The sequence below is a fragment of the Lactobacillus gasseri ATCC 33323 = JCM 1131 genome (assembly GCF_000014425.1).
Classification (GTDB): Bacteria; Bacillota; Bacilli; order Lactobacillales; family Lactobacillaceae; genus Lactobacillus; species Lactobacillus gasseri.
In genome coordinates this window covers 1480337-1493903 of the sequence record NC_008530.1, presented here as the reverse complement: position 1 = coordinate 1493903, position 13567 = coordinate 1480337, and the positions used below count along the sequence as shown (strand labels likewise).

The 13567-nt window shown below is 37.0% G+C and carries 10 protein-coding genes and 1 pseudogene; 4 read left to right on the top strand and 7 right to left on the bottom strand.

The window, feature by feature from the left end; genetic code table 11:
* Positions 1 to 56: 56 nt before the first annotated feature.
* From LGAS_RS07380 to nhaC, 5 genes are all read right to left on the bottom strand, one after another.
* The gene (locus LGAS_RS07380) at positions 57 to 887 is read right to left on the bottom strand and encodes an energy-coupling factor transporter transmembrane component T family protein (protein ID WP_003652815.1); all 831 of its coding nucleotides are present in this window, start codon (positions 885 to 887) and stop codon (positions 57 to 59) included.
* Positions 880 to 2601 (bottom strand): ABC transporter ATP-binding protein, encoded by a 1722-nt coding sequence (locus tag LGAS_RS07375; RefSeq protein ID WP_003656808.1) that lies wholly within the window; start codon positions 2599 to 2601, stop codon positions 880 to 882. The genes LGAS_RS07380 and LGAS_RS07375 overlap by 8 nt, the downstream gene beginning before the upstream one ends.
* Before the next feature lie 21 nt (positions 2602 to 2622).
* Entirely contained in the window at positions 2623 to 3180 is a 558-nt protein-coding gene (locus tag LGAS_RS07370) for an ECF-type riboflavin transporter substrate-binding protein (RefSeq protein ID WP_003646866.1), read from the bottom strand.
* A 21-nt stretch (positions 3181 to 3201) separates the two neighbouring features.
* A complete protein-coding gene (locus LGAS_RS07365; RefSeq protein WP_003652812.1) occupies positions 3202 to 4047 on the bottom strand; it encodes an SAM hydrolase/SAM-dependent halogenase family protein in 846 nt (281 codons plus the stop codon).
* A 125-nt stretch (positions 4048 to 4172) separates the two neighbouring features.
* On the bottom strand, positions 4173 to 5549 hold the full coding sequence (gene nhaC, locus LGAS_RS07360) for a Na+/H+ antiporter NhaC (protein WP_003646869.1): 1377 nt from the start codon (positions 5547 to 5549) through the stop codon (positions 4173 to 4175).
* 364 nt (positions 5550 to 5913) lie between these two features.
* Between nhaC and LGAS_RS07355 the strand changes: the two genes are divergently transcribed.
* The 4 genes from LGAS_RS07355 (at position 5914) to LGAS_RS07340 (ending at position 10294) form a co-directional block, all read left to right on the top strand.
* Complete coding sequence (locus LGAS_RS07355; protein WP_003646870.1) at positions 5914 to 6618, top strand: ABC transporter ATP-binding protein; 705 nt, start codon at positions 5914 to 5916, stop codon at positions 6616 to 6618.
* Positions 6611 to 7294 (top strand): lantibiotic immunity ABC transporter MutE/EpiE family permease subunit, encoded by a 684-nt coding sequence (locus LGAS_RS07350; RefSeq protein ID WP_003646871.1) that lies wholly within the window; start codon positions 6611 to 6613, stop codon positions 7292 to 7294. Before LGAS_RS07355 ends, LGAS_RS07350 begins: the two co-directional genes overlap by 8 nt.
* Before the next feature lie 45 nt (positions 7295 to 7339).
* Complete coding sequence (gene rlmD, locus LGAS_RS07345) at positions 7340 to 8692, top strand: 23S rRNA (uracil(1939)-C(5))-methyltransferase RlmD (protein WP_011678956.1); 1353 nt, start codon at positions 7340 to 7342, stop codon at positions 8690 to 8692.
* A 387-nt stretch (positions 8693 to 9079) separates the two neighbouring features.
* A complete protein-coding gene (locus LGAS_RS07340; protein ID WP_003652804.1) occupies positions 9080 to 10294 on the top strand; it encodes a HEPN domain-containing protein in 1215 nt (404 codons plus the stop codon).
* Positions 10295 to 10345: 51 nt separating this feature from the next.
* On the opposite strand, the pseudogene LGAS_RS09510 reads toward LGAS_RS07340, so the two are convergent.
* Positions 10346 to 11912: pseudogene (locus tag LGAS_RS09510) on the bottom strand (recombinase family protein).
* On the bottom strand, positions 11905 to 13566 hold the full coding sequence (locus LGAS_RS07330) for a recombinase family protein (protein WP_011678954.1): 1662 nt from the start codon (positions 13564 to 13566) through the stop codon (positions 11905 to 11907). The pseudogene LGAS_RS09510 and the gene LGAS_RS07330 overlap by 8 nt, the downstream one beginning before the upstream one ends.
* Position 13567 lies beyond the last annotated feature (1 nt).

The following is a 13567-nucleotide window of genomic DNA, read 5'->3' as shown; positions in this document are numbered from 1 at the left end:
TCCCTCTTTCATTATTATTAATATATTTTAACGTATCTTAACAGTAAAAGAAACTTTTACACAAATGGATTGTAAAAGCGTCCCGAGTTAACTTTGAAGAGCAAAATAACAATTAAAACAAGAATGAAGGCTAGACTGGTAACTAAATAGTCAGCTAAGCTGAATTTTTCAGCTACATACCAAGTTCGCTTTTTCTTTGAACCGAAACGTCTAAGTTGCATGGCAGTACTGATTGTATCGATACGGTCAAGGCTTGAAAAGATAAGTGGGGTCACGATATTTAATGTTCCGTGGATTCGTTTTCCAAGAGATGCCTTTTTAGAAAGTTCATTTCCTCGTGCTTGTTGAGCAGCAGAGATAGACCAATAGCTTTCTTGAATGTTAGGAATATAGCGCAAGGCTAAAGAAACAGCGTAAGACACCTTATAGCTCACACCAATTTTATTTAAGCTAGCAGCAAATTGACTGGGATTGGTTGTTAATAAAAAGAGCAGAACTAAAGGAATAGAGCAGATATATTTTAAACTAACGTTAAGCAAATAAAATAATTCTTGGGCAGTTAAGGTAAAGTATCCAGCATTGATTAAAACTGTTTTTGAGTGGTATAAACTTTCGCCATAAGTCGGTTGAAAAATGAAAACTGCCAAAATATTAATTACAGCAAAAACAATGATGAACTTAACAATAAAAGAAACCTGTTTCCATTTAATACCAGCTATTTTTAGTAAGATCAAGGATAAGATACAGATTGCAATTAAAAAGCGGGTATCGTAAGTAACCATGCACGCAATTGAAACCAGAATTAAAAAGATCATCTTTGTAGTAGCATTCAAGGCATGAATAAAACTATTTCCTGGCTGGTAGCCTAAAATTTTACTATCATTCATAATCTTCATCCTTCCAGTTCTTTTGTTCAGAGTTAATGTAAGCTTGGACAAATTTATTTGGATCAGGCAAGTGGTAATGCTGTGCAAGTTCAAATAAACTTGTTCTCTTTAAAGACGCTTCTTTAATTAGCTTAGGATTGGTTAGTAATTCAATAGGGCTTGTATCAGCAATTAATTTTCCTTTAGTGAAGGCAAGAGAGCGTGTAGTATATTCAAGCATTAAGTGCATATCGTGCGTAATAATAATGATTGTCTTGCCTAGCTTGTTTAAGTGCTTTAAAAAGCCCATAATTTCGGTATATGTCTTCCAGTCTTGACCAGCAGTTGGTTCATCTAAAATAATGATTTCTGGTTCTAGAACTAAAATTGAAGCGATTGTGACACGTTTTTTCTGCCCAAAACTGAGGGCAGAAATTGGCCAGTGTCTGAAAGGATAAAGACCACAAATTTTTAAAGTTTGATTTACTTTTTGTTTGATCGTTTCTTCATCTACGTTACGCAGACGTAATCCTAAAGCTATTTCGTCAAAAATCATTTTCTGCGAGATCATTTGATTAGGATCTTGCATGACATAGCCAATTTTTTCAGCTCTTTCTTTAATTGATAAATTAGCTAGATCTTGATCTTTAAGTGTAATCTTACCTTCATTAGAAATAAAACCACAAATAATGCGACATAAGGTGGTTTTACCGGCACCATTTTGACCAACAATTGAGATGAAATCACCTTGATTGATAGTAGCAGAAACGTCCTTTAAAGGATAAGGCTGATTCTTATTATATTGGTGACCGACATGGTCTAGTGTTAATAAAGGTTGATGAGTAGCTGTGTTTTCTTTAACTGGAGCTTGATCAACCCAATTTTCTAGTTGCTTGCTGATTGAGTCAGAAGTAGGCAGGTCTGTGATTTTGTCTAGCTTTTTAATTGAACTTAAGTCGATATTTGCAGCAGTCATCGCCTTTAAGTAAAGTGGTTGACGAACGCCAATTTTTTCTAAACTATTCTCATGGAGAAGCTGATTAGTAGGCTCATCTGCGACAATTTGGCCATCATTAACTAAAACAATTCTATCGATTGGTTGACTCAAAACTTCTTCGACACGGTGCTCAATAATAATAACTGTGGCATTAAGTTCCTTTTGGATTTTATCGATAATAGCCATTGTCTTGAGCCCGGAAGCAGGATCAAGGTTAGCGAGTGGTTCATCGAAAAGCAAAATTGGTGATTCATCAACTAAGACGCCGGCTAGGGCAACGATTTGTTTCTGTCCGCCAGAAAGACTTTGCGGCGACTGTTTAAGTAGTTCTTTAATTTGAAGTTCTTCTGCCCATTGATTTACAGTGTGATGCATTTTGTCCTTAGGCTGGCAATCATTTTCAAGTGCAAAAGCAATATCTTCACCAACTGTTAGACCAATAAATTGACTGTCTGCATCTTGTAAAATTGTAGAAGTAGTAAATGAGAAGTCAAAAAGACTAGTTTTAGTAATATCTTTTCCATTTACTAAGCATTCGCCCGTGATGTTGCCTTGATCAATATTTGGAATAAGACCATTAAGGCAGCGACCAATTGTAGATTTGCCGCTGCCTGAAGGTCCGGCCAAGAGAATTTTTTCACCCTTATTAATTTTAAGATTAATCTTTTTAAGAGTGGGTTCTGCTTGGCTATTGTATTTAAATGAAAAATCTTTAAATTCAATAATCGGTTCTGTCATTAATTGAGTAACCTTTCGTAATTAGTCTTTACGTAAACTACCTTTCTTAACTTTAGTTGCTGCATAAGCTTTAAGCAAGATGGTTCCTAAAATAAGAATAGAAAGTGAGTTAGTAATGGTTGCAGTAGCTCCTTGTAAGAAGACCTTGTTTTGAGGTTCGCTGTAGATTAAGATATCGCCAACTGGTGCAATTAATAACCAAGAAATAACGTTAGCAATGATTTGGACAACGTTAAAGCCAACCATTTGTTTAACAGTGAAGACGCCATTATCTAAGTCAAGGCGCATACCATAAAGACCGATGATTAAACCTAAAACAGCTGTAGCCAAAACCCAGCTCCACCAAGTTTGACCATACATTAAGAAGTCACCTAGTGCATGGCCGATGAAACCAACAGAAAATCCAACAACAGGACCATAAATAGTGGCAAGTAAAGCTAAGAATGGGTAGACAATTTCAATATTAGTGTTTGGAATGCCAGTTGGAATTGATGTGAAACGTGCCAAAATAACATAGATTGCTGCTCCAATACCAATTGCAACAACGCTTTTTACTGATAAACCTTTTTGCTTGTTCATAATTTTTCCCCCGTAAATAAATTATTCTCTAGTTAAATCAATTTTCCAATCATTTCCAGTACCAATTTTGTAGGTATCGGCAAATGAAGCTTGATTTAGTGCAATACCGACATTGACTAATGAATTGATATACATCAATGGATCTTTGATTGCTACATCGGCAAAGGATGTAACAAAAGGTATTGTATCATGATAATAGGTTTGACCTTGATAAGTAATTGTGACAGTAAGTTTGTCGCCGCGTTTGATATCGGCTTTTTTAACTAAGTCATAAGGAATATTTGTCCATAAAGAACCAAAGCGAATATCTAATACATCAATTGATCCCGTTAGATGATCATTTTCTAATTTGGCTTCGGTAAGTGGCAATTTCACAACTGAAGTTGGATCTAATGGCTCTCCTAGATCTTCAAATGATTTTTCGCCATCAGCTAAAAGGGCGCCGTTATAAGCGTAAATATCACGGCCATGGAAAGTATTACTTTCTGAAGAATAAGGAAGACGGTTCTTTTGTTCATCAATTTCTCTTACTTCCTCAAGTCCCATATAAGTTGCAACATGTGTTAATGAACCGTTATCAGGTGTAATAATAAAATGTCCGCTTTTTGTTTTAACTGCGATACTCTTTCGATCTGAGCCAACACCTGGGTCAACTACTGAAACAAAAGTTGTGCCTTTGGGCCAATATTTGATTGTCTGGTAGAGGCGGTAAGATGCAGCCCAAATATCATAAGGCGGAATCTCATGAGTTAAATCTGAAACAGCAACGTGCGGAGCAACCAAATGAGCTACGCCGTGCATGGCGCTAACAGCACCATCTTTTAAACCGAAGTCGGTTTGTAATACTAGAAAATGATTTGTTTCCATCAAATTCCCCCTTTAATATGTTTTTAATTACTAATAATTTACAATGTATTAAAAGTTTCGTCAATGAAAAATCCGTACTATTTTGCTATGTAAGCGCATATAGTACGGATTTTATTGATGATAAATTATTTTTCTGCCTTATTTTGCCACTTTAGGCCAATTCCGCTGACCCCAGAAAGAATTGAAAAGACAGGAGAAAGGAGGCTGAAGAAGGTGAATGGAATAAAGGCTAAAACCGGAACTCCAAGAGTAGAAGCTGCAAAAGAACCAGCTACTCCCCAAGGAATTAGGTAGTTAATTACACTACCTCCATCTTCAAGAACACGACTTAAGGCAAGTGGTGCCAGACCAATTCTGTCGTATGCTTGCTTGAAGGCGCGTCCTGGCAAGATGACAGAGAGGTATTGTTCACCGACAAATAAATTAATGCAGATACCTGAAAGAATAGTAGTAATTACTAACCGACCAGGCTTTTTAAGGTGTTCAACTAGAGGTTCCATGGCGGTTTGAACAATGTTAAATTTCATTAATAACCCACCAAGAGATAAGGTAGCAATAATTAAGCCAACCGTATCCATCATGCTAGAAATACCACCACGAGTTAATAAAGCATTCACTGATGAGTCACTAGTTTTGGCAACGAAACCTTTCATAATAAGGTTAGTTAAGTCGGTAAGAGATTGATGAGGATTTTGAATAAAAATCATAATGACAGTGACAGCAATATTCAAAAATAGGGTAGGAATAGCAGGGATTTTTCTCCAGGCACAAATTAACATTAAGATAATTGGAATGATTGCCCACCAAGTAATGATAAAGTTATGCTGTAAAACTGCGACAGTATGATTGATCTTTGAAGCATCAATTGAGCCGCTGTTTCCTAGAATCCAAAAAAGAATTAAAGAAACAATAAAAGCAGGAATTGTTGACCACATCATATTTTTGATATGGGCAAATAGTTCACTTTCTGCCACAGCGGAAGAAAGATTGGTGGAATCAGATAAAGGAGACATTTTATCGCCAAATACTGCTCCAGAAATGATTGCTCCAGCAACAAGAGCTGGATTAGCATTCATGCTGGCACCAATTCCAAAAAGGGCAATTCCAACCGTTGAAATTGTAGTAAAGCCGCTCCCAATAGCTAGACCTACGATTGAGCAAACGATAAAAACAGAAGGGACGAAGAATTGTCCACTAATTAAATGGAAACCAAGGACCATAATTGAAGGGATGATGCTGCCCTTGATCCACAAGCCAATCAAGGCCCCAATTAGAATAAAAATAAAGATCGGAATAATGGCAACGCCAATTCCTTCTTTAATTCCATCTTGAATAGAAGCCCAGTCATTTCCCCGGAGTCTAAGCCAGAAAACTAATAAACAGACTGTGAATAGAACCGGAACCTCTGGCATTAAACCAAATTTAATTACTGAAATACCTAGAATAATTAAAAGCAAGAGTAAAATAATAATTGCTTCTAAAAAAGATACTTTCTTTTTCATAAAAAATCCTCCATAAAAAAAATCCTGTTGAAATTAATCAACAGGACGCATTACCGTGGTACCACCTATTTACTGCATATTTGCAGCACTCTCATCAGGTGATAACGGCACTGATTGTGGCCGAATAAAAGATTGATCGCTGTAATTCGTAACTTATGCCTGACTGGTTCGCACTTTACCACCAGCTCTCTGACGCTTAACATAAGCACTACTGTGACGATAATTGTTGCAATTATGATAACAAGCTTAAAAAAAGATGTCAATGAATTTATTAATAAAAATGATTAGAATTTCGAATTATGCACTCTGAGCGGTAAAATAGATAGGTACAGAAAAAAGTATAAATTTAAATTGAGGGATTAAGATGACTGATATTTTAACCACCAAAGAATTAGGAAAAAACTTCAAAAATAAACATGTTTTGAGCCAGATTAATATTCATGTTCCTGAAGGGAAAATTTACTGCATCATGGGACCGAATGGGGCTGGTAAGTCAACTCTTTTGAAAATGATTAGTGGAATTGAGAAGCCAACTGAAGGCGACATTAATTTTAAGGGTGAAAACTGGAAGCGAGAAGATTTAAAAACTATTGGTTCATTAATCGAAGAGCCGGGCTTATTTGATAATTTAACTGTTGAAGATAATATCAAATTGAAATTAAAACTTCATCATGTTGAAAATAAGGATCAAGAACAAATTTTGAACACGTTAGGTTTTGGCGATCATAATCAAGAAAAGGTTAAAGGATTTTCAACAGGGATGCGCCAACGTCTAGGAATTGCGCTCGCTTTTATGGGAAACCCAGACTTAGTGGTTTTAGATGAACCAACAAATGGCCTTGATACATTTGGAATTCATGAATTGCGTGAATTATTAATGTTAGAGAAAAAGCAAGGAAAGACAATTATTATTGCTAGTCACATGCTTTCTGAAATTCAAAAAGTCGCTGATCGTATTGCTATCTTAGGTAATGGTGAGCTTTTGCTGGAAGAAGATTATGACCAAAAGACAGATTTGGAAGATTTATTTATTTCAACTCTAGAAAAGGCAGGCATAAAGCATGACTAATATTTTAAAAGTTGAATTTTTAAAAACAAAGCATACTATTATTCGTTTGCTTGTTTGGCTTTTGCCATTAATTGCTATTTTAATGATGACTGCTGTCTTTTGGGATAATCAATATTCAGTGCAATTGATGATAGGACAGTGGAGTTATTTTTGGTTGAATATGTCAATTGCCTTAGTAATAGGTATTAGTACTTATTATCAAAAACAGGCTACAAAATTCAAAGAAATTTTATCTTCACCGCAAGATCTTTTCACTTATGAAATTGGGCGCATTATTCATGGAATTTTACAAGCGGCTTTAATGAGCGTGATTTTCTTGGCTTTAGTAATTTGTGTACGATTCATTTTTTCAAGTAGTGAAGAAATCGGGTTAATGGCTGGTTCTATAGCTGGAATTTTGCTCACTTCTGTTTGGCTAGTTCCATTTTATTCATGGCTTTGCCGAGTTACTAACTTATATTTTGCCTTAGGGATTGGATTTTTAAGTTCAATTCTAGCCATGTTCTTAAGTCGCACAGCTTTTAGTATGTGGTGGCCGTTTGACTGGGGGATGCTTTTAAATAATATGTGGCTTAAGGGTGATTTTGCTTTTGGATCTTGGAGCTTAATCATTTGTAGCTTGATTTTAGGATTTATTTTAAGTATCTTTAGTGCCTATTCTTTTAAAAAGCAATAATATTTTTTAGTAAATAGTAACAAGTATCTAAAAAGGATTGAAATTATGCAAAAGAATCAAATTGTCGATTTAGAAATTACCGACCTATCTTATGAAGCAATGGGAGTTGCTCACTTAGACGGCATGACTGTCTTTGTGAACAATGCTCTTCCAGGTGAGGTTGTTTCAGCTAAAATTTTAAAGGTAAAGAAGAATTTTGCCTTCGCTAAAATTGAGAAAATTAAGAAGGAAAGTCCAGATAGAATTAACGTTGAACGTCGTCAATGGGTTCAAACAGGCTTAGCTTCGCTTGCTCATATTAAGTATGATAAGCAACTTGAGTTTAAACGCAATCAAGTGGTGAACCTATTGCACAAGGCCGATTTAGATAATATTAAAGTTAGTCAGACTTTGCCTAGTCCAGAAGAAACCGGCTATCGTAATAAGGCACAAGTGCCAGTTCGTGAGGTTCACGGCAAGCTTGATATAGGTTTCTTTAGAAAGCATTCGCATGATTTAGTGCCGTTAACTAATTTCTTTACTACTGATCCGGAGATTGACCGAGTTTTAATTAAAGTTCGTGATATTTTAAGAAAGAATCATGTTCCAGCTTATGATGAGATTCACAATAAGGGTGAAGTGCGTTATCTTGATGTACGTCGCTCAAAGGCAAGCGGCGAGATTATGGTAATTTTGGTCTGCTTGCACAAGGAGTTTCCACAGTTAAAGAAGGTAACTAAGGAAATTAGTGAGATCAAAGGTGTCACTAGCGTCGTTTTGAACCATAATCCTAAAAAGACTAACGTAATTTTGGGTAAAAAAGATTATTTGCTTTGGGGAGAGCCTCAAATTACCGATAAAATTGGGGATGTTAGTTTTAAGATTTCACCACAAAGTTTCTTCCAAATTAATTCGCTGCAAACCCCGCGCTTGTATGACTTGGCAATTCAAAAAGCTGATCTTAAACCCGATGACGTTGTAATTGATGCCTATTCTGGAATTGGAACAATTGGTTTGTCAGTTGCTAAGCATGTGAAGGCAGTGCGAGGGATGGAAGTTATCAAGCCAGCTGTTGACGATGCTAACGCAAATGCAAAATTAAATGGTATTAACAACGCTGAATATGTTGTTGGTAAAGCAGAAGAAGTAATGCCGCGTTGGGCTAAAGAGGGGCTTAAGACTGATGTTATCTTCGTTGATCCACCAAGAAAGGGATTAACGCCAGAATTTATTGATGCGGCTGTTGAAACTCATCCTAAGAAGATTGTTTATATTTCATGTAACCCAGCTACAATGGTTAGAGATCTGCAATTGTTCCGTGAGCAAGGTTATGACTTTAATGAGATTGATCCTGTCGATATGTTCCCTCAAACTCCCCATGTGGAGTCTGTTACGGTCCTTGAACGTACAGGAAAATAGGCTATAAACGCTGGTGTGACGGTATTTGTGGATGATTGAAAGTGTACTAATTATGGTTTTGACGATTGAAATTAGTACACTTTTTCTATTTGAAGCTGGCGGGTCGAGTGTTCTATGTCCTATTTCGATAGTCGAGTAGGCGAATGTCCAGTTTGGCAGGTCGTGTCGATTAGGGTAGTGAAAGGTGGACCCAAGCCTGATATAGTAGTATTTATGGCATGTACGAAAATCGGCCAATTTAGTGCTGAGGGTTGAGTTGACGAGTATGCTATTGCATTTTGACCTTTTTGCTCGAAAAATAGAAAATTTGCAGGACAATTGTGTACTCGACGTATAATATAACAAGGCAAAAATTCTATTGACATGATATGAAGAGTGGTGTATTAAGTGAGCAAAAAGAAAGATAAAACTCTTGAAAACTTTAATGAATTGCTTGGAGCATTGAAGCAAAATCAGCAAAGCAATAATGTAATGTACTTCAGAATAGAGGAAAATCCATTTTGTCCTTCAAAGAGCTTATATTTTAACCAAAATAATTTGAAACAGTACAATGATATATGCAACGATATTTTACGCAAAGTAGAAGAAGGTAATTTGCCTGGTTATAGCATTGCAGATGTGAAAAAGATGGTAAGTAACTGGCTTAGCGATTTACTGTTTAAAGGCCATTTGAATATTGACAAAAGAGCATTTCGAGATAAGTTAAAATCTTGGCGACAAGAAATGCAAACACAAAGGTCGTATATCTTTTTAACGTCTGGAATTCAAATCCCGCAACAGCCAATTCAAATTGATTCTAGAGATTATTTTGCTAGTACGAAATATATCAAAAATAAGCTTAATTTAAGTCATAGTACAGATTTAGAAAATATATTAAGTAAAGATAATGCAGTATTGATTGTTACTGTTCAGGGTGCACAGAATGATAGAACCTATGAAGTAGCAAAAAAGAAAGCTAATCGAATAATAGGCCTCGTAAACTTAATGTATGATAATAAGTTTCAGATTAAGATATATCCTATTAACGAAGTGATAGTTCATAACGATATTGATAAATATTATGGATTTGTGGATGGTAAAGGTACATTTGGTAGGTCAAGAGTAAAGGATCCTATACCAGAAATTCGACTAAAGGACATATCAAGTACAGTACACAACTTTGAATTCTTAATAGACGTGCAAAAGGAACAAACATTGACGAAATTGCAAGAAAAGATATGTATAGCTATAGATTGGATGAGCTTAGCAGATTTAAGTAATATACCAATGTCTTTTTTGCAGGCAATGATAGCTTTAGAAACGATTCTTGAAATAAAGAGCAACAGTATTTCTATTGTTAGTCAGATAAGTATGTCTATCTATACTCTTTTAGGTACAAATATAGAAGATAAGAAAAAATTAAATGCCTTTATGAAGCAAAGTTATGATGTAAGGTCTAATATTGTTCATAATGGACGGGCGGAAGTTGCTGAGGACATGTACTTTGAACTATGCAAGATTATATTCCAACTTATATATAAAATAGGAGTAGACAATGAATTAACGAAGCTAAAAGATACAGAAGATCTTTGGAAGTATGTGGAGTTACAGCTAATGCAGTAACAAAAAAATAGCACCCAACCAAAATAGCTGAGTGCCAAATATCTCAATTTTTTACATATTGACTCTTATAACTTCACCATCTTTGAACGTGAACTCCATGTAACGTTGGAAGATGGTGATTTTTTCTACCAAACGACGGACTAGTTGTTCATCAAAATCTACTAAGCCATATTTGTGCAGATTAACCAATTCATTGATTTCATCAATACTATGCAGTTTGGCTTGTTGATCAGTTTCACGACTCTGTACTTTTTCTTTTTGCCTCCGTAGGTCCATGATTTGTTGTGTGAGGGCATCACAGTCCTGGTGCTGATTAGCAGCTTGAATCAATTTCATCTGCACCTCTTCCAACTGTTGGTCGATTTGATCAAGTGTTGGGCCTTTAGAGTTCTTAATGACCTTCATGATGTTAGCTTTAATTTGTTTACTGGCCAACTCATGCCCTTCAATGAGCTGATTGAATGCTTCAACGGTGGCTTCCTTCAGCAATGGTTCTTTGACGTTTCGAATCATGCATCGCCGGCCAGTCTTATTGCGTCTTACGCGGCTTGCACATCGCCAGACTGCCACTTTTTCCGGTCGATACCACATGTTCCGTTGCAAGATATCACCGCATTTACCGCAGAATACTTTTTGAGAAAAGCAGTATTTTCCGTTAATTCGCCGGTGCTTGCCGTTCTTAGTCGTGATTCCGTTACGTCGCTGTTTGATAATTTGCTGGACTTGCATGAACACTGATTTAGGAATAATCGCTGGGTGGTCGTTCTCCACATAGTACTGTGGCATGATTCCTTCGTTCTTTACGCGCTTTTTGTTCAGAAAGTCCACAGTGTAAGTCTTTTGTAATAGAGCATCACCCATATATTTTTCATTCTTCAGGATTTTGGCCACGCTGCTAGAACGCCAATTCTTTGTTTTGCCACCAGTTAAAATACCATCTGCTTTAAGAGAATCAGCTATTTGCTTCATCGTCATTCCGTTTAGGTAGCTATAGAAGATGCGCTTAATGACCTTTGCTTCTTCTGGTTCAATCACCAAGTTACCTTGAGCATCCTTGGTATAACCCAGAAAGTGATTATGGTTCACGAAAACTTTCCCTTGTTGGTAACGATATTGAATCCCCATCTTGACGTTTTGCGATAAGGACTCACTTTCTTGTTGAGCAAGGGAAGCCATGATGGTAATCAAAACTTCACCTTTGGCATCCATGGTGTTGATATTTTCTTTTTCAAAGAAGATTGCAACATTGATAGCTTTTAAGTCACGGATATATTTCAAACAGTCGATGGTATTCCGGGCAAATCGGCTAATTGATTTGGTAACGATCAGGTCAATCTTACCGACTTTACAGGCTGCAATCATTTTATTGAATTGTTCCCGTTTTTTGGTATTGGTTCCGGAGATCCCATCATCGGCATAAATACCTGCAAATTCCCAGGGTGGCTCCTTTTGAATTAGTTCTTTGTAATGATCTACTTGAACTGGCCTGCTCATCGTAATCGGTCGAAACCCGGCAGTATGCAGCCACTCGAAGCTTTCCAAAAGATTGTGGACTACGTGGATGATGGACACTGTTTCCTTTTTGCTGATGGGCGGGAATAATGCGTACTTTACCCAATTAAATCACCTTCACTTTCGATAATGCTGTACAAGTATTCTGCTTGCCGAATTGGTTCGCTGAAACGTTGGCGGATTACCCCACGGTAAAAGTGTTCATCAAGGCAAGCTGCTTTGGTTAACTTCTCAGTTAATCTCAACCCGCATTTCAGTTTGAAAACCGCCTCTTTTGGACTGTTCACTACAATTTGTTGAACGAAGTCCTGAAATGGGGCTTTATTAAAGCCTGACAGTTTTTGACCTTGTTGACACCAATGAAGCAGGGTTCGCACGTTTTCAAAATTATTTGCCGAATCAGTATTGTTGCTATTAAACTGTTTAATCTTTTCGCGGCATTGGTAGGTATCCTGTTCGAGCTGAGCCGTTTGATTTACATAGATGGCTTTATCCAGCAATCCTGATTGCATCAATTCGGTTAGCGTTTCTGCTTTGCGGTCATTTGCCTTAACCTGATTGACCAATGAACTTAGCTGACCGTTGGTATCACTGTTAGCTTGAACTTGTAAATTTGCTAACAATGGCTGTAATAAGAATTTCCTACTGTAAATGAGTTTATTCATCATGTTGCAGAAAGCTGCTTCTAGGCTTACTTCAGTTACTGCTTTAACAGTACATTGCTTAGCGGAACTTAGATGTCTTTGACAAGCCCAGCAAATTTTATTGGGACGTGTTTGCCGCTTAAAAATAGTGCCACAATTGCCACAAGTGATTTTCCCAGAAAATAAGTAGTGGTGTTGGTACTTATGGCTGCCAGTTTCAATATGGCACTTTTGGACCGCTTCTTTAAGCAGAACTTGAACTCTGTTAAAAGTTTCGTGGTTAACTAAACTAGGGTGATGATCCTCAATTAAGTATTGGGTGAGTTCACCTTGGTTAAAATGACGGTGATATTGATCATCACTATAAGTCTTCTGGCAGAGCATATCACCGGTGTAATTACTGTTTCGTAAAATGTTAATCACGGTGTTGCTTCGCCATTGTCCACCATGCTTTGTTGCTACGTGTTTATGGTTCAATCCTTTAGCAATCCGACTAGCTGACATCCCTTTTGAGAATTGTTGAAAGATTTCTCGCACAATCCTGGCTTCAGCCTGATTAATAACTAAGTTGCCATCTTCAATTGAATATCCGTAGGGAGCCGAAGATACTCGAAACTCGCCGCTAGCGAAACGCTGTCTAATCGCCCAGCGCAAATTTCCTGCGGTTGAATGAGATTCATCCTGAGCAATGCTGCTGAGAATTGATAGAAATAATTCGCTGGCCATTGCTCCAGTGTTGATATGTTCCTTTTCAAATATAATTGGGATGTTCAGCTGTTGTAACTCTCTAACGATTCGTAAACAGTCGGTTGTGTTTCGTGATAAGCGGCTGATCGACTTGGTAACTACGAGGTCGATTAGGTGATTATGACAGTCGGCTAGTAATTCTTTTAAGGCATCACGCTTCGTCAATTTGGTACCTGAGATTCCTTCATCGTAATATATCTTAGCTAATTGCCAGTTAGGATGATTGCTAATGTATTTTTGATAATGTTCACGCTGATTTTCAAGACTCTCCAGCTGTTCAATATTGTCCGTCGAAACTCGACAATAAGCTGCTACACGGAGTTGCTTGACATTACGGTGGTAGCTTTGGATTTTAGTAATGGTTGACATG